The sequence below is a fragment of the Demequina silvatica genome (genome assembly GCF_000971215.1).
GTDB lineage: Bacteria > Actinomycetota > Actinomycetes > Actinomycetales > Demequinaceae > Demequina > Demequina silvatica.
Genome location: NZ_BBMA01000002.1, coordinates 191,997 through 216,915, shown reverse-complemented (window position 1 = coordinate 216,915; position 24,919 = coordinate 191,997). Strand labels below are relative to the sequence as shown.

The 24,919-nt window shown below is 67.4% G+C and carries 30 protein-coding genes; all 30 read left to right on the top strand.

Features of this window, described 5'->3' with window-relative positions; genetic code table 11:
• The first annotated feature begins 224 nt into the window (after positions 1 to 224).
• The 30 genes from rpoB to map all read left to right on the top strand — a co-directional run bounded on the left by rpoB (position 225) and on the right by map (position 24,831).
• On the top strand, positions 225 to 3,698 hold the full coding sequence (gene rpoB, locus AOM05_RS01030; RefSeq protein WP_062518761.1) for a DNA-directed RNA polymerase subunit beta: 3,474 nt from the start codon (positions 225 to 227) through the stop codon (positions 3,696 to 3,698).
• A gap of 74 nt (positions 3,699 to 3,772) precedes the next feature.
• Complete coding sequence (locus tag AOM05_RS01025; protein WP_062518760.1) at positions 3,773 to 7,645, top strand: DNA-directed RNA polymerase subunit beta'; 3,873 nt, start codon at positions 3,773 to 3,775, stop codon at positions 7,643 to 7,645.
• Positions 7,646 to 7,844: 199 nt separating this feature from the next.
• The gene (gene rpsL / locus AOM05_RS01020) at positions 7,845 to 8,219 is read left to right on the top strand and encodes a 30S ribosomal protein S12 (RefSeq protein WP_062293987.1); all 375 of its coding nucleotides are present in this window, start codon (positions 7,845 to 7,847) and stop codon (positions 8,217 to 8,219) included.
• The gene (gene rpsG / locus AOM05_RS01015; RefSeq protein ID WP_042213191.1) at positions 8,219 to 8,689 is read left to right on the top strand and encodes a 30S ribosomal protein S7; all 471 of its coding nucleotides are present in this window, start codon (positions 8,219 to 8,221) and stop codon (positions 8,687 to 8,689) included. Before rpsL ends, rpsG begins: the two co-directional genes overlap by 1 nt.
• 38 nt (positions 8,690 to 8,727) lie before the next feature.
• Positions 8,728 to 10,842 (top strand): elongation factor G, encoded by a 2,115-nt coding sequence (gene fusA / locus AOM05_RS01010; RefSeq protein ID WP_062518759.1) that lies wholly within the window; start codon positions 8,728 to 8,730, stop codon positions 10,840 to 10,842.
• A 120-nt stretch (positions 10,843 to 10,962) separates the two neighbouring features.
• Positions 10,963 to 12,153 (top strand): elongation factor Tu, encoded by a 1,191-nt coding sequence (tuf, locus tag AOM05_RS01005; protein ID WP_062518758.1) that lies wholly within the window; start codon positions 10,963 to 10,965, stop codon positions 12,151 to 12,153.
• A 297-nt stretch (positions 12,154 to 12,450) separates the two neighbouring features.
• The gene (rpsJ, locus tag AOM05_RS01000; RefSeq protein ID WP_042213186.1) at positions 12,451 to 12,759 is read left to right on the top strand and encodes a 30S ribosomal protein S10; all 309 of its coding nucleotides are present in this window, start codon (positions 12,451 to 12,453) and stop codon (positions 12,757 to 12,759) included.
• A gap of 28 nt (positions 12,760 to 12,787) precedes the next feature.
• Positions 12,788 to 13,450: a 50S ribosomal protein L3 gene (gene rplC, locus AOM05_RS00995; protein ID WP_062518757.1), complete on the top strand. Its 663-nt coding sequence runs from the start codon at positions 12,788 to 12,790 to the stop codon at positions 13,448 to 13,450.
• Positions 13,451 to 13,455: 5 nt separating this feature from the next.
• The gene (gene rplD, locus AOM05_RS00990; protein WP_062518756.1) at positions 13,456 to 14,103 is read left to right on the top strand and encodes a 50S ribosomal protein L4; all 648 of its coding nucleotides are present in this window, start codon (positions 13,456 to 13,458) and stop codon (positions 14,101 to 14,103) included.
• 1 nt (position 14,104) lies between these two features.
• Positions 14,105 to 14,410, top strand: coding sequence for a 50S ribosomal protein L23 (rplW, locus tag AOM05_RS00985; protein WP_062293976.1), 306 nt, complete (start codon positions 14,105 to 14,107; stop codon positions 14,408 to 14,410).
• Between the two features lie 18 nt (positions 14,411 to 14,428).
• Entirely contained in the window at positions 14,429 to 15,268 is an 840-nt protein-coding gene (rplB, locus tag AOM05_RS00980; protein ID WP_062518755.1) for a 50S ribosomal protein L2, read from the top strand.
• A 12-nt stretch (positions 15,269 to 15,280) separates the two neighbouring features.
• Positions 15,281 to 15,559, top strand: a complete 279-nt coding sequence (gene rpsS, locus AOM05_RS00975) for a 30S ribosomal protein S19 (RefSeq protein ID WP_062293970.1) — start codon at positions 15,281 to 15,283, stop codon at positions 15,557 to 15,559.
• Positions 15,560 to 15,591: 32 nt separating this feature from the next.
• Positions 15,592 to 15,951, top strand: a complete 360-nt coding sequence (rplV, locus tag AOM05_RS00970) for a 50S ribosomal protein L22 (RefSeq protein WP_062293967.1) — start codon at positions 15,592 to 15,594, stop codon at positions 15,949 to 15,951.
• Between the two features lie 11 nt (positions 15,952 to 15,962).
• Entirely contained in the window at positions 15,963 to 16,775 is an 813-nt protein-coding gene (gene rpsC, locus AOM05_RS00965) for a 30S ribosomal protein S3 (RefSeq protein WP_062518754.1), read from the top strand.
• A 2-nt stretch (positions 16,776 to 16,777) separates the two neighbouring features.
• Positions 16,778 to 17,197: a 50S ribosomal protein L16 gene (gene rplP, locus AOM05_RS00960; protein ID WP_062518753.1), complete on the top strand. Its 420-nt coding sequence runs from the start codon at positions 16,778 to 16,780 to the stop codon at positions 17,195 to 17,197.
• Positions 17,197 to 17,436: a 50S ribosomal protein L29 gene (rpmC, locus tag AOM05_RS00955; protein ID WP_062293959.1), complete on the top strand. Its 240-nt coding sequence runs from the start codon at positions 17,197 to 17,199 to the stop codon at positions 17,434 to 17,436. The genes rplP and rpmC overlap by 1 nt, the downstream gene beginning before the upstream one ends.
• A gap of 9 nt (positions 17,437 to 17,445) precedes the next feature.
• Positions 17,446 to 17,733 carry a 30S ribosomal protein S17 gene (gene rpsQ / locus AOM05_RS00950; protein WP_062293957.1) on the top strand — a complete coding sequence of 96 codons (288 nt, stop codon included), beginning with the start codon at positions 17,446 to 17,448 and terminating at the stop codon, positions 17,731 to 17,733.
• A 59-nt stretch (positions 17,734 to 17,792) separates the two neighbouring features.
• A complete protein-coding gene (gene rplN, locus AOM05_RS00945) occupies positions 17,793 to 18,164 on the top strand; it encodes a 50S ribosomal protein L14 (RefSeq protein WP_062293953.1) in 372 nt (123 codons plus the stop codon).
• Positions 18,164 to 18,502, top strand: coding sequence for a 50S ribosomal protein L24 (gene rplX / locus AOM05_RS00940; protein ID WP_062293951.1), 339 nt, complete (start codon positions 18,164 to 18,166; stop codon positions 18,500 to 18,502). The genes rplN and rplX overlap by 1 nt, the downstream gene beginning before the upstream one ends.
• The gene (gene rplE / locus AOM05_RS00935) at positions 18,502 to 19,062 is read left to right on the top strand and encodes a 50S ribosomal protein L5 (RefSeq protein WP_062518752.1); all 561 of its coding nucleotides are present in this window, start codon (positions 18,502 to 18,504) and stop codon (positions 19,060 to 19,062) included. The genes rplX and rplE overlap by 1 nt, the downstream gene beginning before the upstream one ends.
• 3 nt (positions 19,063 to 19,065) lie before the next feature.
• Positions 19,066 to 19,251 carry a type Z 30S ribosomal protein S14 gene (locus AOM05_RS00930; RefSeq protein WP_042213145.1) on the top strand — a complete coding sequence of 62 codons (186 nt, stop codon included), beginning with the start codon at positions 19,066 to 19,068 and terminating at the stop codon, positions 19,249 to 19,251.
• A 55-nt stretch (positions 19,252 to 19,306) separates the two neighbouring features.
• On the top strand, positions 19,307 to 19,705 hold the full coding sequence (rpsH, locus tag AOM05_RS00925) for a 30S ribosomal protein S8 (RefSeq protein ID WP_062518751.1): 399 nt from the start codon (positions 19,307 to 19,309) through the stop codon (positions 19,703 to 19,705).
• Positions 19,706 to 19,726: 21 nt separating this feature from the next.
• The gene (gene rplF, locus AOM05_RS00920; RefSeq protein WP_062518750.1) at positions 19,727 to 20,263 is read left to right on the top strand and encodes a 50S ribosomal protein L6; all 537 of its coding nucleotides are present in this window, start codon (positions 19,727 to 19,729) and stop codon (positions 20,261 to 20,263) included.
• 3 nt (positions 20,264 to 20,266) lie between these two features.
• The gene (gene rplR / locus AOM05_RS00915; RefSeq protein WP_062518749.1) at positions 20,267 to 20,638 is read left to right on the top strand and encodes a 50S ribosomal protein L18; all 372 of its coding nucleotides are present in this window, start codon (positions 20,267 to 20,269) and stop codon (positions 20,636 to 20,638) included.
• Positions 20,639 to 20,661: 23 nt separating this feature from the next.
• Positions 20,662 to 21,231: a 30S ribosomal protein S5 gene (gene rpsE / locus AOM05_RS00910; RefSeq protein ID WP_062518748.1), complete on the top strand. Its 570-nt coding sequence runs from the start codon at positions 20,662 to 20,664 to the stop codon at positions 21,229 to 21,231.
• Positions 21,232 to 21,233: 2 nt separating this feature from the next.
• Positions 21,234 to 21,416: a 50S ribosomal protein L30 gene (gene rpmD, locus AOM05_RS00905; RefSeq protein ID WP_062293932.1), complete on the top strand. Its 183-nt coding sequence runs from the start codon at positions 21,234 to 21,236 to the stop codon at positions 21,414 to 21,416.
• Positions 21,416 to 22,078: a 50S ribosomal protein L15 gene (rplO, locus tag AOM05_RS00900; RefSeq protein WP_082097160.1), complete on the top strand. Its 663-nt coding sequence runs from the start codon at positions 21,416 to 21,418 to the stop codon at positions 22,076 to 22,078. Before rpmD ends, rplO begins: the two co-directional genes overlap by 1 nt.
• A 79-nt stretch (positions 22,079 to 22,157) precedes the next feature.
• Positions 22,158 to 23,456: a preprotein translocase subunit SecY gene (gene secY, locus AOM05_RS00895; protein ID WP_062518747.1), complete on the top strand. Its 1,299-nt coding sequence runs from the start codon at positions 22,158 to 22,160 to the stop codon at positions 23,454 to 23,456.
• Entirely contained in the window at positions 23,456 to 24,019 is a 564-nt protein-coding gene (locus AOM05_RS00890; protein ID WP_062518746.1) for an adenylate kinase, read from the top strand. The genes secY and AOM05_RS00890 overlap by 1 nt, the downstream gene beginning before the upstream one ends.
• A 2-nt stretch (positions 24,020 to 24,021) precedes the next feature.
• Positions 24,022 to 24,831, top strand: a complete 810-nt coding sequence (gene map / locus AOM05_RS00885; protein ID WP_062518745.1) for a type I methionyl aminopeptidase — start codon at positions 24,022 to 24,024, stop codon at positions 24,829 to 24,831.
• Positions 24,832 to 24,919: the final 88 nt, after the last annotated feature.

Sequence of the window (24,919 nt, the reverse complement as noted above, 5' to 3'; positions counted from 1 at the left end):
GGGTCGCAATTCGGGAACCCTCGGCGTGTCGGCTGGCGCTGCGGCGGCGCGGGAGTGGACAAACCTTGCGCGGCGCTGTAGTCTGACGACTTGCGCTGTCTATCGCCCTGCCCTCAAATGCCTACCTGGCGTGCGTCCGCTTGTAGCGGGTTTCGCCCCAGGATCCGGTGGAGCCGCGGCTAGGCATCGTGGTCACGCACGATCATAAAGGGAAGGAACCACCCTTGGCTGCCTCGCGCACCGATTCCGCCATCTCCAACCGTTCCGCATCGCGCCGTATCTCCTTCGCACAGATCCAGGACCCCATCGAGGTCCCGAACCTGATCGGTCTCCAGACCGAGAGCTTCGACTGGCTTCTGGGCAACACCGCGTGGCAGGCCCGTGTGGCCGCCGCCAAGGAGCACGGCCGGAACGACGTCCCGGAGGTGGCAGGCCTCCAGGAGATCTTCGAGGAGATCTCTCCGATCGAGGACTTCGGACAGACCATGTCCCTGTCCTTCTCGGACCCGTACTTCGAGGAGCCCCGCTACACGCCGGAGGAGTGCAAGGAGAAGGACTTCACCTACTCCGCTCAGCTGTTCGTGACCGCCGAGTTCATGAACAACACCACCGGCGAGATCAAGTCGCAGACCGTCTTCATGGGCGACTTCCCGCTGATGAGCAGCCAGGGCACGTTCATCGTGAACGGCACCGAGCGCGTCGTCGTGTCGCAGCTGGTCCGTTCGCCCGGCGTGTACTTCGAGCGCACGCCCGACAAGACGTCCGACAAGGACATCTTCACCGCGAAGGTGATCCCCTCGCGCGGCGCCTGGCTCGAGTTCGAGATCGACAAGCGTGACGCCGTGGGCGTCCGCGTCGACCGAAAGCGCAAGCAGCCCGTCACGCTCTTCCTCAAGGCCCTCGGCATGACCGAGGACCAGATCGCCGAGGAGTTCGCGCAGTTCCCGGCCGTCCTCGAGACCCTCGCCAAGGACACCGTCCACGGCCACGAGGAGGCGCTCGTCGACCTGTACCGCAAGCTGCGTCCGGGCGAGCCGCCGACCGTCGAGGCGGGCCAGAACCTGCTCGACAACTTCTACTTCAACTCCAAGCGCTACGACCTCGCCAAGGTGGGCCGCTTCAAGCTCAACAAGAAGCTGGGCCTCGCGAAGGAGCTCGGCGACTCGGTGCTGGGCCTCGACGACATCGTCGCGACCATCAAGTACATCGCCGCCGCCCACGCGGGCGTCGCGACGCTGGACGGCGCCGAGGGCGACGTGCGCGTCGAGACCGACGACATCGACCACTTCGGCAACCGCCGCATCCGCGCGGTGGGCGAGCTGATCCAGAACCAGATCCGCACCGGCCTGTCGCGCATGGAGCGCGTGGTGCGCGAGCGCATGACCACGCAGGACGTCGAGGCGATCACGCCGCAGACGCTCATCAACACGCGCCCGGTCGTCGCCGCCATCCGCGAGTTCTTCGGCACGTCGCAGCTGTCGCAGTTCATGGACCAGAACAACCCGCTCGCGGGCCTCACGCACAAGCGCCGCCTCTCGGCGCTCGGCCCCGGCGGCCTCTCGCGTGACCGCGCCGGCATGGAGGTCCGTGACGTCCACGCGTCGCACTACGGCCGCATGTGCCCGATCGAGACGCCTGAGGGCCCGAACATCGGCCTCATCGGCTCGCTCGCGTCCTTCGGCCGCATCAACCCCCTCGGCTTCGTCGAGACCCCGTACCGCAAGGTCGTCAAGGGTGTCGTGTCGGAGCAGGTCGACTACCTGACCGCGGACGACGAGGACCACTTCGTCATCGCGCAGGCGAACGCCGGGCTCGACGCCAACGGCCGCTTCACCGACGAGCGCGTGCTCGTGCGTGGCCGCGGCGGCGAGGTCGAGTTCGTCGCCCGTGAGGCCGTGGACTACATGGACGTCTCGCCGCGCCAGATGGTGTCGGTGGGTACCGCCCTCATCCCGTTCCTCGAGCACGACGACGCGAACCGCGCTCTCATGGGCGCGAACATGCAGCGCCAGGCGGTGCCGCTGGTCCGCTCCGAGGCGCCGCTGGTCGGCACCGGCATGGAGCGCCGCGCGGCGATCGACGCCGGCGACGTGGTCATCGCGACCAAGGAGGGCGTGGTCACCGAGGTGAGCTCGGACCTCGTCACCGTCGCGAACGACGACGGCACCACCGGCTCGTACCGCATCGCGAAGTTCCAGCGCTCGAACCAGGGCACGTCCTACAACCAGCGCGTCGTGGTCGACGAGGGTGCCCGTGTGGTCCCCGGCTCGGTCATCGCCGACGGTCCCGCGACGGACGAGGGCGACCTCGCGCTCGGCAAGAACCTGCTCGTGGCGTTCATGTGCTGGGAGGGTCACAACTACGAGGACGCGATCATCCTGTCGCAGCGCCTCGTGCAGGACGACACGCTCTCCTCGATCCACATCGAGGAGCACGAGGTCGACGCGCGCGACACCAAGCTCGGACCCGAGGAGATCACCCGCGACATCCCCAACGCCTCCGAGGAGGCGCTGGCTGACCTCGACGAGCGCGGCATCATCCGCATCGGCGCCGAGGTGCGTGCGGGCGACATCCTGGTCGGCAAGGTCACCCCCAAGGGTGAGACCGAGCTGACCCCGGAGGAGCGCCTGCTGCGCGCGATCTTCGGCGAGAAGGCCCGCGAGGTCCGCGACACGTCCCTCAAGGTGCCCCACGGCGAGTCCGGCACCGTCATCGGCGTGCGCGTGTTCACCGAGGAGGACGGCGACGACCTCCCCGCCGGCGTGAACCAGCTGGTCCGCGTCTACATCGCGCAGCGCCGCAAGATCCAGGAGGGCGACAAGCTCGCCGGCCGCCACGGCAACAAGGGCGTCATCTCGACGATCCTGCCGGTCGAGGACATGCCGTTCCTCGAGGACGGCACGCCGGTCGACGTCATCCTCAACCCGCTCGGTGTGCCCGGCCGTATGAACGTCGGCCAGGTCCTCGAGACCCACACGGGCTGGATCGCGAAGCACGGCTGGGACGCCACGGACGCCAAGGGCGAGTGGACCAAGAACCTGCCCGAGGGCGCCGTCACGTCGGAGCCGGGTACCCCGGTCGCGACGCCGGTGTTCGACGGCCTGCGCGAGGACGTCCTCGGCGGCCTCCGCACGGTGGTCAACCCCAACCGTGACGGCGTGCGCCTGGTCAACCAGGAGGGCAAGGCCCGCCTGTTCGACGGCCGCACCGGAGAGCCGTTCCCGGAGCCGATCGCGGTGGGCTACAAGTACATCCTCAAGCTCCACCACCTGGTCGACGACAAAATCCACGCGCGCTCGACCGGTCCGTACTCGATGATCACGCAGCAGCCCCTGGGCGGTAAGGCCCAGTTCGGCGGCCAGCGGTTCGGCGAGATGGAGGTGTGGGCCCTCGAGGCGTACGGCGCCGCCTACGCGCTTCAGGAGCTCCTGACCATCAAGTCGGACGACGTCACCGGTCGTGTGAAGGTCTACGAGGCGATCGTCAAGGGTCAGAACATCCCGGAGCCGGGTCTGCCCGAGTCGTTCCGCGTCCTCATGAAGGAGATGCAGTCGCTCTGCCTCAACGTCGAGGTCCTCAACCACGAGGGCCACGTCATCGAGATGCGCGAGACCGACGACGACGCCTACCAGGCGGCAGAGTCGCTCGGCATCTCCCTGTCCAGCCGTCCCGATGCCTCGAGCGTCGACGAGATCTGACGAGCTTCGAGCTCACTCCGTACAGAAGAAGTTTTCGGTGCCGGCACACCAGCCGGCAGTAAGGAAGTAGAACCTTGCTCGACGTCAACGAGTTCGGCGACCTTCGCATCGGCCTCGCGACCGCGGATGAGATCCGCAACTGGTCGCACGGTGAAGTGAAGAAGCCCGAGACGATCAACTACCGCACGCTCAAGCCGGAGAAGGACGGCCTGTTCTGCGAGAAGATCTTCGGCCCCACCCGCGACTGGGAGTGCGGCTGCGGCAAGTACAAGCGCGTCCGCTACCGCGGCATCGTCTGCGAGCGCTGCGGTGTCGAGGTGACCCGCTCGAAGGTCCGCCGTGAGCGGATGGGCCACATCGAGCTCGCCGCCCCCGTCACCCACATCTGGTACTTCAAGGGCGTCCCGTCGCGCCTCGGCTACCTGCTCGACCTCGCCCCGAAGGACCTGGAGAAGGTCATCTACTTCGCGGCGTACATGGTCACCGAGGTGGACGACGAGGGCCGTCACGAGGACCTCCCGCAGCTCCGCAACGAGCTGGAGAAGGAGAAGAAGGTCCTCGCGAACGACCGCGACGTGCAGATCAACGCGCGTGCCGAGAAGCTCGAGAAGGACCTCGCCGAGCTCGAGGCGGAGGGCGCGAAGTCCGACGTCAAGCGCAAGGTCAAGGACGGCGCGGAGCGCGAGATGGCGAACGTGCGCAAGCGCGCCGACGCCGAGATCGAGCGCCTCGACGCGATCTTCGACCGCTTCGCAGGCCTCAAGGTCCAGGACCTCGAGGGCGACGAGATGCTCTACCGCGAGATGTCGCGCCGCTACGGCTCGTACTTCAAGGGCTCGATGGGTGCGGAGGCGATCCAGAAGCGCCTCCAGACCTTCGACCTCGAGGCCGAGGCGGAGAAGCTGCGCGAGATCATCGCGACCGGCAAGGGCCAGCGCAAGACCCGCGCGCTCAAGCGCCTCAAGGTGGTCAACGCGTTCCTCACGACCACCAACTCGCCCGAGGGCATGGTGCTCGACTGCGTGCCGGTCATCCCGCCGGACCTGCGTCCAATGGTGCAGCTGGACGGTGGCCGCTTCGCGACGTCCGACCTGAACGACCTGTACCGCCGCGTGATCAACCGCAACAACCGCCTCAAGCGCCTGCTCGACCTCGGTGCGCCCGAGATCATCGTGAACAACGAGAAGCGCATGCTGCAGGAGGCCGTGGACTCGCTGTTCGACAACGGCCGTCGCGGCCGCCCCGTCACGGGCCCCGGCAACCGCCCCCTCAAGTCCATCTCGGACATGCTCAAGGGCAAGCAGGGTCGCTTCCGTCAGAACCTGCTCGGCAAGCGCGTCGACTACTCGGGCCGTTCGGTCATCGTGGTCGGCCCGACCCTCAAGCTGCACCAGTGCGGCCTGCCCAAGCAGATGGCGCTCGAGCTGTTCAAGCCGTTCGTCATGAAGCGTCTGGTCGAGCTCAACCACGCGCAGAACATCAAGTCCGCGAAGCGCATGGTCGAGCGGTCGCGCTCCGAGGTGTGGGACGTCCTCGAAGAGGTCATCCGCGAGCACCCGGTGCTGCTCAACCGCGCGCCCACGCTGCACCGCCTCGGCATCCAGGCCTTCGAGCCCCAGCTGGTCGAGGGCAAGGCCATCCACCTGCACCCGCTCGTCTGCGGCGCGTTCAACGCCGACTTCGACGGTGACCAGATGGCCGTGCACCTGCCCCTGTCGGCGGAGGCGCAGGCCGAGGCCCGCGTGCTGATGCTCTCGAGCAACAACATCCTCAAGCCGTCCGACGGCCGCCCGGTGACCATGCCCTCGCAGGACATGATCATCGGCCTCTACCACCTGTCGCTCCTCAAGGAGGGCGAGAAGGGCGAGGGCCTGGTCTTCGGCACGCAGTCCGAGGCCGTCATGGCGCTCGACGCGGGCACCATCCACCTCAACTCGGAGATCCGCCTGCGCGTGGACGGCGACACCGTCCCGCCGGTCGACTTCGAGCTGCCGGAGGGCCACGTCGAGGGCGAGCCGTTCATGCTCACCACCACGCTCGGCCGCTCGCTGTTCAACGACCTGCTGCCGGTGTCGTACCCGTACGTCAACCGCAACGTCGACAAGAAGGTGCTGGGCGACATCGTCAACACCCTCGCGGAGCGCTACCCGAAGGTCGAGGTCGCGGCCTCGCTCGACGCCCTCAAGGCGGCGGGCTTCCACTGGGCCACGCGCTCGGGCGTGACGATCGCCATCGGCGACGTCGCCACCCCGGCGAACAAGCAGGAGATCCTCGAGCGTTACGAGGCGCAGGCCGCGAAGGTGCAGGACCAGTTCGACACCGGTCTCATCACCGACGACGAGCGCCGTCAGGAGCTCATCGAGATCTGGACCCAGGCGACCAACGAGGTCGACAAGGCCATGCGCGAGTCCTTCCCCAAGCACAACACCGTCCACACCATGGTCGGCTCGGGTGCTCGTGGTAACTGGATGCAGGTCCGCCAGATCGCCGGTATGCGCGGCCTCGTGGCGAACCCGAAGGGTGAGATCATCCCGCGCCCGATCAAGTCGAACTACCGCGAGGGTCTGTCCGTTCTCGAGTACTTCATCGCGACCCACGGTGCCCGCAAGGGCCTCGCGGACACCGCGCTGCGTACCGCGGACTCCGGCTACCTCACGCGTCGCCTGGTCGACGTCTCGCAGGACGTCATCGTCCGCGAGGAGGACTGCGGCACCGAGCGCGGCCTGGCGATGCCCATCGCCGAGCTCACCGCCGCCGGCGATCGTGTGAAGCACGACCGCGTCGAGACCTCGGTGTTCGCCCGCACGCTGGCGACCGACGTCGAGGACGCGGACGGCACCGTCGTGGCGAAGGCCGGGGCGGACGTCGGCGACGTCATCATCGACGCGCTGATCGAGGCCGGCGTCGACTCGGTGAAGGTCCGCTCGGTCCTCACCTGCGAGTCGGTGGTCGGCACCTGCGCGAAGTGCTACGGCCGTTCGCTCGCGACCCGCGAGCTCGTCGACATCGGCGAGGCCGTCGGCATCATCGCGGCGCAGTCGATCGGCGAGCCCGGCACCCAGCTCACCATGCGTACGTTCCACACCGGTGGTGTGGCGTCCGCGGACGACATCACGCAGGGTCTGCCGCGTGTCCAGGAGCTCTTCGAGGCCCGCACCCCCAAGGGTGAGGCACCGATCTCCGAGGTCACCGGCAAGCTCAAGGTCGACGACTCCGAGGCGACCCGTCGCCTCGTGGTCACCCCCGACAACGGGGACGAGCCGGTCGAGTACCCGGTCACCAAGCGTGCGCGCCTCCTGGTCCAGGACGGCGAGCACGTCGAGGTGGGCCAGCAGCTCGTCGCCGGTGCGGTCGACCCCAAGAACGTGCTCCGCATCCTCGGTCCCCGCGCCACCCAGAAGCACCTGGTGGACGAGGTCCAGAACGTGTACCGCTCGCAGGGTGTGGAGATCCACGACAAGCACATCGAGGTCATCGTGCGGCAGATGCTGCGTCGCGTGACCGTGCTGGACTCGGGCGAGACGAACCTGCTTCCGGGCGAGCTCGTCGAGCGCAGCCGCTTCGAGACCGCGAACCGCGAGACCGTGACCGCCGGCGGCAAGCCCGCCTCTGCGCGTCCCGAGCTCATGGGCATCACGAAGGCGTCGCTCGCGACGGAGTCGTGGCTGTCGGCGGCCTCCTTCCAGGAGACCACCCGCGTGCTCACCGAGGCCGCGATGTCGGGCAAGTCCGACTCGCTGCTGGGCCTCAAGGAGAACGTCATCATCGGAAAGCTCATCCCCGCCGGTACGGGCCTCGCCCAGTACCGCACGGCGACGGTCGAGCCGACCGAGGAGGCGAAGGCCAACCTGTTCCCGACCTTCGGTTACGAGGAGTGGGACGGCCAGTTCTTCGGAGAGGGCACCGGCGAGGCCGTGCCGCTCGAGGAGTTCGACATCCGAGACTGACCTTACGACGGGGCCGGCGGACGCCGTCCGCTTTTGACGGCGGCGCGGAGCGCAGGTATCTTAGATGCTTGTGCCCGCGTCGCCGGGCCCCCGAGTCGCGCCCACGGTGCGACACCCGATGGAACGACACGCCCGGGCGCGGGGGTCGGGCCGACACGAATAGAACGTTCCCGCAGAACCACAGAGACACGGAGAAGTAGTGCCTACGATTCAGCAGCTGGTCAGGAAGGGCCGCCACCCCAAGGCCTCGAAGACCAAGACCCCGGCTCTTCAGTCGAGCCCCCAGCGTCGCGGCGTGTGCACGCGCGTCTACACGACGACCCCCAAGAAGCCGAACTCGGCGCTCCGCAAGGTGGCGCGTGTCCGCCTGTCGACCGGCATCGAGGTCACCGCGTACATCCCCGGTGAGGGCCACAACCTCCAGGAGCACTCGATCGTGCTCGTGCGCGGCGGTCGTGTGAAGGACCTCCCCGGTGTCCGCTACAAGATCATCCGTGGCTCGCTCGACACCCAGGGTGTCAAGAACCGCAAGCAGGCTCGTAGCCGCTACGGCGCGAAGATGGAGAAGAAGTAATGCCTCGCAAGGGACCGGCCCCCAAGCGGCCGATCATCAACGACCCCGTCTACGGCGCTCCGGTCGTCACGCAGCTCATCAACAAGGTCCTCCTCGACGGCAAGAAGTCGACGGCTGAGGCCATCGTGTACGGCGCCCTCGAGGGTGTCCGCGAGAAGTCGGGCCAGGACCCCGTCGTCGTGCTCAAGCGCGCGCTCGACAACATCCGCCCGGCGCTCGAGGTCCGCAGCCGCCGCGTCGGTGGCGCGACCTACCAGGTCCCCGTCGACGTGCGCCCCGTGCGTCAGACCACGCTCGGCCTGCGCTGGCTGGTCGACTTCTCGCGCCAGCGTCGCGAGAAGACCATGACCGAGCGCCTCATGAACGAGATCCTCGACGCCTCGAACGGCCTCGGCGCCGCTGTCAAGCGCCGCGAGGACATGCACAAGATGGCCGAGTCGAACAAGGCGTTCGCGCACTACCGCTGGTAGTCGCTGACCCGTTCGACGGAACACCAAGGAGATCCCACGTGGCACAGGACGTGCTCACGGACCTGAACAAGGTCCGCAACATCGGCATCATGGCTCACATCGATGCCGGCAAGACGACCACCACCGAGCGCATCCTGTTCTACACGGGTGTCAACTACAAGATCGGTGAGACCCACGACGGCGCGTCGACGACCGACTGGATGGAGCAGGAGCAGGAGCGCGGCATCACCATCACCTCTGCCGCGGTGACCTGCTTCTGGAACAACAACCAGATCAACATCATCGACACCCCCGGCCACGTGGACTTCACGGTCGAGGTGGAGCGCTCGCTGCGCGTCCTCGACGGCGCGGTCGCCGTGTTCGACGGCAAGGAGGGCGTCGAGCCCCAGTCGGAGACCGTCTGGCGTCAGGCCGACAAGTACGACGTCCCGCGCATCTGCTTCGTCAACAAGATGGACAAGCTCGGTGCGGACTTCTACTTCACCGTCGACACCATCAAGTCGCGCCTCGGTGCGAAGCCGCTCGTCATCCAGCTGCCCATCGGCGCGGAGAACGACTTCCTCGGCGTGATCGACCTGGTGCAGATGAAGGCCCTCGTGTGGCCCGGCGACGCCAAGGGCGACGTGACCATGGGCGCCAAGTACGAGATCGAGGAGATCCCCGCGGACCTGGCCGACAAGGCCGAGGAGTACCGCGCGGAGCTGCTCGAGACCGTCGCGGAGTCCGACGAGGCGCTGCTCGAGAAGTACCTCGGCGGCGAGGACCTCACGGTCGACGAGGTCAAGGCCGCCATCCGCAAGATGACGATCAACTCGGAGCTCTACCCGGTGCTCTGCGGCTCGGCGTTCAAGAACCGCGGCGTGCAGCCGATGCTCGACGCGGTCGTGGACTACCTCCCGGGCCCGCTCGACGTCCCCGCCATCCAGGGCCACGACGTCCGCGACGAGGAGAAGATCGTGGAGCGTCACGCCGACGCCGACGAGCCCTTCTCGGCCCTCGCGTTCAAGGTTGTCGCGCACCCGTTCTTCGGTCGCCTCACCTACATCCGCGTGTACTCGGGCAAGCTCGAGTCGGGTGCGCAGATCATCAACTCGACCAAGGGCAAGAAGGAGCGCATCGGGAAGATCTTCCAGATGCACGCCAACAAGGAGAACCCGGTCGACGGTGTGACCGCCGGTCACATCTACGCCGTGATCGGCCTCAAGGACACCACCACGGGTGACACGCTGTGCGACCCGAGCGACCAGGTGGTCCTCGAGTCGATGACGTTCCCCGAGCCCGTCATCCACGTCGCGGTCGAGCCCAAGACCAAGGGCGACCAGGAGAAGATGTCGGTCGCGATCCAGAAGCTCGCCGAGGAGGACCCGACCTTCCGCGTCCGCCTGGACGAGGAGACCGGTCAGACCGTCATCTCCGGCATGGGCGAGCTGCACCTCGACATCATCGTCGACCGCATGCGTCGCGAGTTCAAGGTCGACGCCAACGTGGGCAAGCCGCAGGTCGCGTACCGCGAGACCATCCGCGGCAAGGTCGAGAAGTACGACTACACCCACAAGAAGCAGACGGGTGGCTCCGGCCAGTTCGCGAAGGTTCAGATCACCATCGAGCCGCTCGACGCCGACTCGGAGCTCATGTACGAGTTCGACAACGCCGTGACCGGTGGTCGCGTGCCGCGCGAGTACATCCCGTCGGTCGACGCCGGTATCCAGGACGCCATGAACGTGGGCATCCTCGCCGGCTTCTCCATGGTCGGCGTCAAGGCGACCCTGGTCGACGGCGCGTACCACGACGTCGACTCGTCGGAGATGGCGTTCAAGATCGCCGGCTCGATGGCCTTCAAGGAGGCCGCGCGCAAGGCCAACCCGGTCCTGCTCGAGCCCGTGATGGCCGTCGAGGTCCGTACGCCCGAGGACTACATGGGCGACGTGATCGGCGACCTCAACTCCCGCCGTGGCCAGATCCGTGAGATGTCCGACGCCGCCGGCGTCAAGGTCATCAACGCTCTGGTCCCGCTGTCGGAGATGTTCGGCTACGTCGGCGACCTGCGTTCCAAGACGCAGGGCCGCGCGGTGTACTCGATGACCTTCGACAGCTACGCCGAGGTTCCTCGCAACGTTGCCGAGGAGATCATCGCAAAGACCCGGGGCGAGTAGTCCCACCGGTTGAGAATCAGCAACAATAACGACCAGTAGGGATGCGCCCCACGATGGCAGCGGCCATCGGCAGTCGGATCCTCTACCCGAGTCTCACAACCCAATCAGGAGGAAGCCACCATGGCTAAGGCCAAGTTCGAGCGGTCCAAGCCGCACGTGAACGTCGGTACGATCGGTCACGTCGACCACGGCAAGACCACGCTGACCGCTGCGATCTCGAAGGTCCTGCACGACAAGTACCCGGACCTCAACCCCTTCACGCCTTTCGAGGACATCGACAAGGCTCCCGAGGAGCGCGAGCGCGGTATCACGATCAACATCGCGCACATCGAGTACCAGACCGAGAAGCGCCACTACGCGCACGTCGACGCGCCGGGTCACGCCGACTACATCAAGAACATGATCACCGGTGCCGCGCAGATGGACGGCGCGATCCTCGTGGTCGCGGCGACCGACGGCCCGATGGCCCAGACGCGTGAGCACGTGCTGCTCGCCCGCCAGGTGGGCGTGCCCTACCTGCTCGTGGCCCTCAACAAGTCCGACATGGTCGACGACGAGGAGATCCTCGAGCTCGTCGAGGTCGAGGTGCGCGAGCTCCTCTCCTCGCAGGGCTTCGACGGCGACAACGCCCCCGTGATCCGCGTCTCCGCGCTCAAGGCGCTCGAGGGCGACCCGGAGTGGGTCGCCTCCGTGCAGGCGCTCATGGACGCCGTGGACGAGAACGTCCCGGAGCCCGTCCGCGACATGGACAAGCCCTTCCTCATGCCGATCGAGGACGTCTTCACGATCACCGGTCGTGGCACCGTCGTCACCGGCAAGGTGGAGCGCGGCAAGCTCAAGATCAACTCGGAGGTCGAGATCCTCGGCATCCGCTCGCCGCAGAAGACCACCGTCACCGGCATCGAGATGTTCCACAAGCAGATGGACGAGGCGTGGGCCGGCGAGAACTGCGGTCTGCTGCTCCGCGGCACCAAGCGTGAGGACGTCGAGCGCGGCCAGGTCGTGGTCGCCCCCGGCACCACCACGCCGCACACCCAGTTCGAGGGCAAGGTCTACATCCTCAACAAGGACGAGGGTGGCCGCCACAACCCCTTCTACACGAACTACCGTCCGCAGTTCTACATCCGCACCACGGATGTGACCGGCGTCATCTCGCTGCCCGAGGGCACCGAGATGGTCATGCCGGGTGACACCACCGAGATGTCGGTCGAGCTCATCCAGCCGATCGCCCTCGAGGAGGGTCAGGGCTTCGCGATCCGCGAGGGTGGCCGCACCGTCGGTTCGGGCACCGTCACCAAGATCATCAAGTAGGTCCACGGCTTACTGAGAGCGAGGGCCCTCGGCTTCGGCCGGGGGCCCTCGTCCTTGCCCCGGGACGATGCGGTGACCACCGCATCGTCCCGTAGCAGGGGAGCGCCGGGTTCCGTTTGCGCGCCACGCGCGAATCTGGCACAATATTCAGGTTGCCTATCGCGGGCAGCCACACCTTCACCCGAGGCCCGGCAGAGATGTCACAGGCGCGCGTGTGTCCCACTTAGGCGACACGCCCGAGCGCGGGGGTCGGGGTGATGACCATAGTTGTATCGAGAGATAAGGCAGAACCACGCCATGGCGGGACAGAAGATCCGCATTCGGCTGAAGAGCTATGACCACGAGGTCATCGACTCGTCGGCCCGGAAGATCGTCGAGACGGTCACGCGCGCAGGTGCCTCGGTCGTGGGCCCCGTGCCGCTGCCGACCGAGAAGAACGTGTTCTGTGTGATCCGTTCGCCCCACAAGTACAAGGACTCCCGCGAGCACTTCGAGATGCGCACGCACAAGCGCCTCATCGACATCGTGGACCCGACGCCCAAGGCCGTCGACTCGCTCATGCGTCTCGACCTGCCCGCGGACGTCAACATCGAGATCAAGCTCTAAGAGCTTCTACAGAAGGACTACCACCGACATGACTACGACTTCCAATGCCCAGCGCGCGGTCACCGCGCTGCTCGGTACGAAGCTGGGCATGACGCAGGTGTGGGACGCCGAGGGCCGCGTTGTGCCCGTCACGGTGATCCAGGTCGACACCAACGTCATCACCCAGGTGCGGGACGCCGAGCGCGACGGCTACGCCGCCGTTCAGCTCGCCTTCGGCGCCGTTGACCCGCGCCGCGTCACCAACCCGCTCAAGGGCCACTTCGAGGCCGCCGGCGTCACGCCGCGCCGCCACGTCGCCGAGGTCCGTACCGACAACGCGTCCGAGTACGCGCTCGGCCAGGAGATCACCGCCGAGGTGTTCGAGGCCGGCCAGCTCGTCGACGTGACCGGTACCACCAAGGGCAAGGGCACCGCCGGTGTCATGAAGCGTCACGGCTTCTCCGGCGTGGGCGCCTCGCACGGTGCGCACCGCAACCACCGCAAGCCGGGCTCCATCGGTGGCGCGTCGACGCCTTCGCGCGTCTTCCGCGGCCTCAAGATGGCCGGCCGCATGGGCAACGCCCGCAAGACCGTCCAGAACCTGCGCGTCCACTCGGTGGACGTCGAGAAGGGTCTCGTGCTCGTCAAGGGCGCGGTTCCCGGCAACAAGGGCGGCGTCGTTCTCATCCGTTCCGCCGTGAAGGGCGCGTGATAGCCATGGCTACCGCTAAGACCGTCGAGCTCCCCGCCGACATCTTCGACGTCGACACGAACGTCCCCCTCATCCACCAGGTCGTCGTGGCGCAGCTCGCTGCCGCGCGTCAGGGCACGCACGCCACCAAGACCCGCGGCGACGTCCGCGGTGGTGGCAAGAAGCCCTACAAGCAGAAGGGCACCGGCCGCGCCCGTCAGGGCTCGACCCGCGCCCCGCAGTTCGCCGGCGGTGGCACCGTCCACGGCCCGCAGCCGCGGGACTACTCGCAGCGCACCCCCAAGAAGATGAAGGCCGCCGCTCTCCGTGGCGCCCTGTCCGACCGGGCCCGCGCGAACCGCGTGCACGTGGTCGACTCGATCGTCTCGGGTGACGCTCCGTCGACCAAGGCCGCCATCGAGGCGCTCGCCGCGATCACCGCGGGCCGCTCGGCCCTCGTGGTCATCGAGCGCTCGGACGAGCTCACGATCCTCTCGCTGCGCAACGCGGCGAGCGTGCACCTCATCGCGGTCGACCAGCTCAACACCTACGACGTTCTCGTGAACGACGACACGGTCTTCACCAAGGGTGCCTTCGACGCGTTCGTCGCCGGCCCCGCCACGGGCAAGTCCGTGAAGGCCGTCGCGACGGAGTCCGAGGCGGAGGAGAAGTAACGTGACCACGCTGAACAAGGACCCGCGCGACATCATCGTCCGCCCGATCGTCTCCGAGAAGACGTACGGCCTCATGGACGAGGGCAAGTACACCTTCGAGGTGGACCCGCGCTCGAACAAGACCGAGATCAAGATCGCCATCGAGCAGATCTTCGGTGTCAAGGTCGCGTCCGTGAACACCATCAACCGCAAGGGCAAGGCGCGCCGCACCCGCTTCGGCCTGGGCAAGCGCAAGGACGTCAAGCGCGCGATCGTCACCATCGCTGGCGACGCGGGCATCGACATCTTCAGCGGCCAGGCCGGCTAGAAGGACAGGTAAGCACTCATGGCTATTCGCAAGTACAAGCCGACGACGCCGGGCCGCCGTGGCTCGTCCGTCGCCGACTTCGTCGAGGTCACCCGTTCGGAGCCCGAGAAGTCGCTCGTCCGCCCGCTGCACAAGAAGGGCGGCCGTAACAACACCGGTCGCATCACCACCCGTCACCAGGGTGGCGGTCACAAGCGCGCCTACCGCGTGATCGACTTCCGTCGTCACGACAAGGACGGCGTGCCCGCGACCGTCGCGCACATCGAGTACGACCCCAACCGCACGGCGCGCATCGCGCTCCTGCACTACGCGGACGGCGAGAAGCGCTACATCATCGCCCCCGAGAAGCTCGGCCAGGGCGACCGCGTCGAGGCCGGTGCCGGTGCCGACATCAAGCCCGGCAACAACCTGCCGCTGCGCAACATCCCGGTCGGTACGGTCATCCACGCCATCGAGCTCAAGCCCGGTGGCGGCGCCAAGATCGCGCGCTCGGCCGGTGCCTCGGTCCAGCTCGTGGCGAAGGACGGCCCGTACGCGCAGCTGCGCATGCCGTCCGGCGAGATCCGCAACGTCGACGCGCGCTGCCGCGCGACCATCGGCGAGGTGGGCAACGCCGAGCAGTCGAACATCAACTGGGGCAAGGCCGGCCGCATGCGCTGGAAGGGCAAGCGCCCGACCGTCCGCGGTGTCGTCATGAACCCGGTCGACCACCCGCACGGTGGTGGTGAGGGCAAGACGTCCGGTGGTCGTCACCCCGTCTCGCCGTGGGGCAAGCCCGAGGGCCGCACCCGCAAGGCCAACAAGGAAAGCGACAAGCTCATCGTGCGTCGCCGCAAGACCGGCAAGAACAAGCGATAAGGGAGCCTGGACATGCCTCGTAGCCTCAAGAAGGGCCCCTTCGTCGACGACCACCTTCAGAAGAAGGTGGACGCCCAGAACGACGCGGGTACCAAGAACGTCATCAAGACCTGGTCGCGTCGTTCGGTCATCACGCCGGACTTCCTGGGTCACACCTTTGCCGTGCACGACGGCCGCAAGCACGTCCCGGTGTTCGTCACCGAGTCGATGGTCGGCCACAAGCTGGGCGAGTTCGCCCCCACGCGCACGTTCAAGGGCCACGTCAAGGACGACCGCAAGGGCCGCCGCTAAGGCGCCCGAGCGAAGTAAAGGGAGTAAAGAACATGGAAGCCAAGGCGCAGACGCGGTACATCCGCGTGACCGCCCAGAAGGCTCGCCGCGTCGTGAACCTGGTCCGTGGTCAGAACGCCGTGGAGGCCTCGGCCTCGCTCAAGTTCCAGCCGCAGGCCGTCGCGACCGATGTGCGCAAGCTCATCGACTCGGCGATCGCCAACGCGCGTGTCAAGGCCGACAAGGCCGGCGAGCGCTTCGACGAGCGTGAGCTCGTCATCAAGGAGATCTTTGTGGACGAGGGTCCGACCATGAAGCGCATTCAGCCGCGCGCTCAGGGTCGTGCGAACCAGATCCTCAAGCGCTCCTGCCACATCACCGTCACCGTCGCGACCCCGGTCGCTGCCAAGTAAGGGGCCAAGTAATGGGACAGAAGGTCAACCCCCACGGCTACCGCCTGGGCATCACGACCGACCACCGTTCGCGCTGGTTCGCCGACTCGACCAAGACGGGCGAGCGCTACCGCGACTACGTGAACGAGGACGTCAAGATCCGCAAGATGATGTCGGAGGGCCTCGAGCGCGCCGGCGTGTCGAAGGTCGAGATCGAGCGCACCCGTGAGCGCGTTCGCGTCGACCTGCACACCGCGCGTCCGGGCATCGTCATCGGTCGCCGCGGCGCCGAGGCCGACAAGCTTCGCGCCAACCTCGAGAAGCTGACCGGCAAGCAGGTCCAGCTCAACATCCTCGAGGTCAAGAACGCCGAGGTCGACGCGCAGCTCGTCGCGCAGGGCATCGCGGAGCAGCTCGCCTCGCGCGTGTCCTTCCGCCGTGCGATGCGCAAGGGCATGCAGTCCGCGCTCCGCGCCGGTGCGAAGGGCATCCGTGTGCAGTGCTCCGGCCGTCTCGGCGGCGCCGAGATGTCGCGCTCGGAGTTCTACCGTGAGGGCCGCGTGCCGCTGCACACCCTCCGCGCGAACATCGACTACGGCTTCTTCGAGGCCCGCACCACCTTCGGCCAGATCGGCGTGAAGGTGTGGATCTACAAGGGCGACATGACGGAGAAGGAGTGGGCCGCCGAGCAGGCGAAGGCTCCTCGTCCCCAGCGCGGCCGTGGCGGCCGCGGCGACCGCGGTGACCGCGGTCCGCGTCGTGACTCCGCCCCCCGTCAGGCCGAGGCCCCCGCGGCCGAGGCCCCCGCTGCCCCGGCTGCCGCCGAGGCCGGTAAGGAGAGCTGAGCATGCTTATCCCCCGTCGAGTGAAGCACCGCAAGCAGCACCACCCGAAGCGTTCGGGCGCCGCGACCGGTGGCACCAGCATCGCCTTCGGCGACTTCGGCATCCAGGCCCTCGAGCCCGCCTACGTCACCAACCGCCAGATCGAGGCGGCCCGTATCGCGATGACCCGCCACATCAAGCGTGGCGGAAAGGTCTGGATCAACATCTACCCGGACCGCCCCCTGACCAAGAAGCCCGCCGAGGTCCGCATGGGCTCCGGTAAGGGCTCGCCCGAGTGGTGGGTCGCCAACATCAAGCCGGGTCGCGTGATGTTCGAGCTCGCCGGCGTGCCGGAGGAGCTGGCCCGCGAGGCCATGCGCCGCGCGCAGCACAAGCTCCCCATGAAGACCCGTTTTGTGACCCGTGAGGGTGGTGACATCTAATGGCCATCGGTACCAAGGACCTCATGCCCTCCGAGCTGGACGGCATGGAGAACGAGCGCCTCGTCGAGGAGCTGAAGAAGGCCAAGGAGGAGCTGTTCAACCTGCGCTTCCAGTCGGCCACCGGTCAGCTCGAGAACCACGGTCGCCTCAAGGCCGTCAAGCGCGACATCGCGCGCATCTACACGATCCTGCGTGAGCGCGAGCTCGGTATCCGCACCGCGCCCTCCGCGAAGGCATAAGGAACAGACATGTCGACCAAGAAGCACACGACGGCGACCGAGGAGCACCGCGCCTACCGCAAGACGCGCCGCGGGTACGTCACGTCGGACAAGATGGACAAGACCATCACCGTGGAGATCGAGGACCGCGTCAAGCACCCGCTCTACGGCAAGGTCATGCGCCGCACCAGCAAGATCAAGGCCCACGACGAGCTCAACACCGCCGGCATCGGCGACCTCGTCGTCGTGATGGAGACCCGCCCGCTGTCCGCTTCCAAGCGGTGGCGCCTGGTCGAGATCGTCGAGAAGGCCAAGTAACTAGGTTCGACCAGGCTCGCTGAGGACTCGGCGAGAACCAGACGACAGGAGACAAAGACATGATTCAGCAGGAGTCGCGACTCCGCGTCGCCGACAACACGGGTGCGAAGGAAGTCCTCTGCATCCGCGTGCTCGGTGGCTCGCACCGTCGCTACGCCGGCATCGGCGACATCATCGTCGCCACCGTCAAGGACGCGATCCCCGGCGGCAACGTCAAGAAGGGCGATGTTGTCAAGGCGGTCGTCGTGCGCACCACCAAGGAGCGCCGCCGTCCCGACGGTTCGTACATCCGTTTCGATGAGAACGCTGCGGTGATCCTCAAGAACCTCGATGGTGACCCCCGTGGCACCCGCATCTTCGGCCCCGTGGGCCGCGAGCTGCGCGACAAGAAGTTCATGAAGATCATCTCGCTGGCACCGGAGGTCATCTGATGGCGAAGATCAAGAAGGGCGACCTCGTCGTCGTCATCGCCGGCCGTGACCGCGGTCAGCAGGGCCGCGTGCTGTCGGTCGACCCCGTGCGCGAGCGCATCGTGGTCGAGGGCATCCAGCGCGTCACCAAGCACATCAAGCCGGGTACCCGCCGCGACAACGCCGAGGGTGGCCTCGTGACCGTCGAGGCCGCGATCCACATCTCGAACGTGATGCTCGTGGACCCGGAGACCAAGAAGGGCACCCGTGTGGGCTACCGCACGGAAGAGGTCGAGCAGGACGGCCGCACGCGCACCAAGCGCGTCCGCGTCGCCAAGCGCTCGGGTAAGGACGTCTGATGGCCACCGCGACCACCGCTCCGCGCCTCAAGGACAAGTACCGCAACGAGATCATCGCGCAGCTGCGCGAGGAGTTCGCGCACGAGAACATCAACCAGGTCGGCGGCCTCGTCAAGGTCGTCGTCAACATGGGTGTGGGCGACGCCGCGAAGGACTCGAAGCTGATCGAGGGCGCGATCGCGGACCTCACCGCGATCACCGGCCAGAAGCCGCAGGTCACCAAGGCCCGCAAGTCCATCGCGCAGTTCAAGCTGCGCGAGGGTCAGCCGATCGGCGCGCACGTCACGCTGCGCGGCGACCGCATGTGGGAGTTCCTCGACCGCCTGATCTCGATCGCGCTGCCCCGCATCCGCGACTTCCGCGGCCTCAGCCCCAAGCAGTTCGACGGCAACGGCAACTACACCTTCGGTCTCACCGAGCAGTCGATGTTCCACGAGATCAACCAGGACAAGATCGACCGCGTGCGCGGCATGGACATCACCATCGTGACGTCCGCCACCACCGACGACGAGGGCCGCTCGCTGCTCAAGCAGCTGGGCTTCCCGTTCAAGGAGAAGTAGGACATGGCCAAGACCGCGCTGAAGAACAAGGCCGCCGGCAAGCAGAAGTTCGCCGTCCGCGCCTACACCCGGTGCCAGAAGTGCGGCCGTCCGCACTCGGTGTACCGCAAGTTCGGCCTCTGCCGCGTGTGCTTCCGCGAGATGGCTCACCGCGGTGAGCTGCCCGGCATCACCAAGAGCAGCTGGTAAACCACTACGCCACAGGTCCCCTAGGGAAACCACGGCGAGGAAGAGTTCAACACTCATGACGATGACTGACCCGATCGCAGACATGCTGACGCGTCTGCGCAACGCGAACGCGGCGTACCACGAGACCGTGTCGATGCCGCACTCCAAGCTCAAGGCGAACATCGCCAAGATCCTGGAGGCCGAGGGCTACATCTCCGGCTCCGCCGTCGCGGACGCCGAGGTGGGAAAGACCCTCACCCTCACGCTGAAGTACGGCCCCAACCGCGAGCGCTCGCTCGCCGGTGTGCGCCGTGTGTCGAAGCCCGGTCTCCGCGTCTACGCGAAGTCCACGAACCTGCCCAAGGTTCTCGGCGGCCTCGGCGTGGCCATCCTGTCCACCTCCTCCGGTCTGCTGACCGACCGTGAGGCCGAGAAGAAGGGCGTCGGCGGCGAGGTCGTCGCGTTCGTCTGGTAACCGGAAAGGAAGCACTGAACAATGTCTCGCATTGGAAAGATCGCCGTTCCGGTTCCCGCCGGAGTGGACGTCACCATCGAGGGTGCCGACGTCACCGTGAAGGGCCCGAAGGGCACCCTCACGCACGTCGTGCCGTCGCCGATCACCGTGGAGAAGGGCGACGAGGGCCTCGAGGTCAAGCGCCCGAACGACGAGCGCGTCTCGAAGTCGCTTCACGGCCTCACCCGCACGCTCATCGCGAACATGGTGACCGGCGTGACCGCCGGTTACGAGAAGAAGCTCGAGATCGTCGGCACGGGTTACCGCGTCGCGCTCAAGGGCTCGGACCTCGAGTTCGCGCTCGGCTTCTCGCACCCCGTCGTGGTGAGCCCGCCGCAGGGCATCACCTTCACGGTCGAGGGCCCCACCAAGTTCACCGTTGCCGGCATCAGCAAGCAGCAGGTGGGCGAGGTCGCGGCGAACATCCGCAAGATTCGCAAGCCCGAGCCGTACAAGGGCAAGGGCGTCCGCTACGCCGGCGAGCAGGTTCGCCGCAAGGCAGGAAAGACGGGTAAGTAAGACATGGGTATCGCAATCAAGGGCAAGGGCAAGGCGATCCAGCGCAAGCGTCGCCACTTCCGCCTGCGCAAGAAGATCTCCGGCACCGCTGCTCGTCCCCGCCTCGTGGTCTCCCGTTCCTCGCGCCACATGGTCGCGCAGATCGTGGACGACACCGTCGGCAAGACCATCGCGTCCGCGTCGACCCTCGAGGCCGACGTCCGCGCGATGGACGGCGACAAGTCTGCCAAGGCGTCGAAGGTCGGCCAGCTGGTCGCCGAGCGCGCCAAGGCCGCGGGCATCGAGGCCGTGGTCTTCGACCGTGGCGGCAACAAGTACCACGGCCGCGTGGCTGCCGTGGCCGACGGTGCCCGAGAGGCGGGCCTCGCCCTCTAGGGCGCGGCCAGGAGTGAGGAATTATGGCTGACAACAACAGCGGCCGCCGGGGCGGCAACCGCCGCGACAGCGAGCCGGAGAACAAGTTCGTCGAGCGCGTCGTCACCATCAACCGCGTCGCCAAGGTCGTGAAGGGTGGTCGTCGCTTCAGCTTCACCGCTCTCGTGGTCGTGGGCGATGGCGAGGGCAACGTCGGCATCGGCTACGGCAAGGCGAAGGAGGTGCCGGCCGCGATCTCGAAGGGTGTCGAGGAGGCCAAGCGCAACTTCTTCCGCGTCCCCCGCATCCAGGGCACCATCCCGCACGCCGTGCAGGGTGAGGCCGCCGCGGGCGTCGTGTTCCTGCGTCCCGCGTCGCCGGGTACCGGTGTGATCGCCGGTGGTCCGGTGCGCGCGGTGCTCGAGTGCGCCGGCATCCACGACGTGCTGAGCAAGTCGCTCGGCTCGTCCAACGCGATCAACATCGTGCACGCGACCGTCGACGCCCTCAAGCGCCTCGAGCGCCCCGAGGCCGTCGCGGCCCGTCGCGGCAAGGCCGTGGAGGACGTGGCTCCGGCCGCGATGCTCCGCGCCCAGGCAGCGGGGGTGAACTAGTCATGGCACGACTCAAGGTCGTTCAGAAGAAGTCGGCGATCGGCACGAAGCCGCAGCACCGCGAGACCCTGCGGTCGCTCGGGCTGAAGCGCATCGGCGACATCGTCGTCAAGGAGGACCGTCCCGAGATCCGCGGGATGGTCAAGGCGGTGGACCACCTGGTCACCGTTGAGGAGGTTGACTGATGGCTGAGGCCAAGAAGCCGGCGGACGACGCCGTCGAGGAGAAGCCCGCCAAGAAGCCGGCCGCCAAGAAGGCTCCGGCGAAGGCTGCGGCTGACAAGCCCGCTGCCGCGAAGAAGCCCGCTGCCAAGAAGGCCGCGACCGACGAGGCCAAGCCGGCCGCCAAGAAGCCGGCCGCCAAGAAGGCCGAGCCCAAGGTGGAGGAGCCCGCGGAGAAGGTGGCGACCCTCAAGGTCCACCACCTCCGTCCGGCCCCCGGCTCGCACACCAAGAAGACCCGCGTGGGTCGTGGTGAGGGCTCGAAGGGCAAGACCGCGGGTCGCGGTACCAAGGGCACCGGTGCCCGCTACCAGGTTCCGGAGCGCTTCGAGGGTGGTCAGACGCCCATCCACATGCGCATCCCGAAGCTGCGTGGCTTCAAGAGCCCGTTCAAGGTGTACTACCAGGTCGTCAACGTGGGTCAGCTCTCCGAGCTGTTCCCGCAGGGCGGCGACGTGACCAAGGCGGACCTCGTGGCGAAGGGCGCGGTGCGCCGCAACCAGCCCGTCAAGGTCCTGGGTGACGGCGAGATCGCCGTCAAGGTCACCCTGGTCGACGCCGACAAGGTCTCGCAGTCCGCGAAGACCAAGATCGAGGCCGCTGGCGGCTCGGTCAACGAGGGCTAGCAGTGATCGCACCGGGCCCGTCCTGAAGGACGGGCCCGGTCGCGTATCCTCTTCCTGTTCTGATTTCCCTGGAGGATCAATGCTGAGTGGCTTCATGAGTGCGTTCCGCACTCCGGATCTTCGGAAGAAGCTCCTCTTCACCATCGGCATCATCGCCGTCTACCGCCTCGGCGTCGCGATCCCCACGCCCGGCGTGGACTACGGCAACGTCGAGCTCTGCCTGGCGCAGACGAGCACCAACGCCGGCTTCGCGATCCTCAACCTCTTCTCGGGCGGCGCGCTCCTGCAGCTGTCCATCTTCGCGCTCGGCATCATGCCGTACATCACCGCGTCGATCATCGTGCAGCTGCTGCGCGTGCTGATCCCTCGTTTCGAGACGCTCCACAAGGAGGGCTCCGAGGGTCAGGCCAAGCTGACGCAGTACACGCGCTACATCACCGTCGGCTTCGCCGCGATCCAGTCCGCCTCGTACATCACGATGGCGCGCAACGACATCTTCTTCCCCGGCTGCTCGGTCCCGGTCATCCCGAACGACTCGTGGAACGTCATCCTCACCATGGTGCTCACCATGACCGCGGGCACCATCTTCATCATGTGGCTCGGCGAGCGCATCACGGAGCGCGGCGTCGGCAACGGCATGTCGCTCCTCATCTTCACGTCGGTCGCGGCGGGCTTCCCCGGCATCGTCTCCTCGATCTGGAACTCGTCGAACGGCCCGCGCAACACGCTGTTCACCGCGATCGTGCTGCTGATCGTCATCGCCGCGGTGGTCTTCGTGGAGCAGTCCCAGCGCCGCATCCCGGTGCAGTACGCGAAGCGCATGGTCGGCCGCAAGATGCTCGGCGGCTCGTCGACCTACATCCCGCTGAAGATCAACATGGCGGGCATCATCCCCGTGATCTTCGCGTCCTCGCTGCTCACCATCCCGCAGGTGATCATCCAGTTCCAGGCGGACGACCCGTCCGGCTGGGTCGTGTGGCTCAACGACCACGTCGCCTCGCCGAGCGCTCCGCTGCACATCGCGCTCTACATCCTCCTGATCGTGTTCTTCGCGTACTTCTACACCGCGATCACGTTCAACCCGACCGAGGTCGCCGACGACATGAAGAAGTACGGCGGCTTCATCCCTGGCATCCGTCCCGGCACCCCCACCGCGGAGTTCCTCGACTACGTGCTCTCCCGCATCACGGCCGCCGGCTCGCTGTACCTCGCTCTCGTCGCGCTGGTGCCGACCCTGCTGTTCGTCGCGCTCGGCCTGTCCGCCTCGATCCCGTTCGGCGGCACCTCGATCCTCATCCTCGTGGGCGTGGGTCTCGACACGGTGAAGCGCATCCAGTCCCAGCTCGAGCAGCACCACTACGAAGGGTTCCTCAAGTAATGCGTGCAGTCCTCCTTGGTCCTCCCGGTGCCGGCAAGGGCACCCAGGCCGCCCGCCTCACGGAGCGGTTCGGCGTCCCCGCGATCTCGACGGGCGACATCTTCCGCGCGAACGTCAAGGGCGGCACCGAGCTCGGCCGCAAGGCACAGGAGTACATGAACGCGGGCCAGCTGGTCCCCGACGAGGTCACGAACGCCATGGTGCGCGCCCGCCTCGCGGAGGACGATGCGGCGGCCGGGTTCCTCCTGGACGGTTACCCGCGCAACCCCGAGCAGGCGGTCGAGCTCGACTCGATGCTCGCGGACCTGGGCGTCGAGCTCGACGTCGCCATCGAGATCACGGCCGACTTCGACGTGGTGACCGAGCGCCTCCTCAAGCGCGCCGAGATCGAGGGCCGCGCCGACGACACCGAGCCGGTGATCCGCAAGCGCCTCGAGGTGTACGCGACCTCCACCGCGCCGCTGACCGCGTTCTACGCCGGCCGCGGGCTGCTGGTCCAGGTCGACGGCCTGGGCGAGATCGACGAGGTCACCGAGCGCCTCGTCGCCGCCGTCGCCCGCTGACGATGTCGGGACGCATCCAGCTGAAGTCCCGCGAGGAGATGCGGGTGATGGCCCGCGCCGGCGTGATCGTCCAGCGCGCGCTCGCCGCCGCGAAGGAGGCCGCCGTGCCCGGCGCCACCACCGGCGACCTGGATGCCGCCGCGTCACGCGTCATCGCGGAGGCCGGCGCCACGTCGAACTTCCTCGGCTACCACGGCTTCCCCGCGACCGCGTGCGTCTCCGTCAACGAGGAGGTCGTCCACGGCATCCCCGGCGACCGGGTGCTCGCCGAGGGCGACCTGGTGTCGGTGGACTGCGGTGCGATCGTCGAGGGCTGGCACGGCGACAGCGCGATCTCCTTCATCGTGGGGGAGCCGCTCGCGAAGGCCGACCTCGCGCTCGTGAAGGCGACCGAGCGCGCGCTGTGGGCCGGCATCGCCGCCCTCGCCACCGCGGATCGCATCTCCGACGTCTCGGCCGCGATCGAGGACGTGGCCGACGAGGCCAGGCTCCACCCGCTCGAGGGCTATGTGGGCCACGGCATCGGCACCGAGATGCACATGGAGCCCGACGTCCCCAACTACCGGGTGCGCGGCCGCAGCCCGCGCGTGAAGCCCGGCATGTGCCTCGCGATCGAGCCCATGCTGGTGATCGGCACCCCCGATTCGGCGGTCCTCAACGACGAGTGGACGGTCGTCTCGCTCGACGGCTCGCGCGCCGCCCACTGGGAGCACTCGATCGCCGTGCACGAGGACGGCATCTGGGTGCTGACCGCCGCCGACGGCGGCGCGTCCCGGCTCGCGCCCCTCGGCGTCACGCCCGTCGCGCCCTAGGGGAGCGGCGACCCGCGCATCGTCCCTGGTGTGGCCCACCGCACACGCGTTCACGCAAGCGTTACCTCCGCGGTATCCAGGCGCAAAA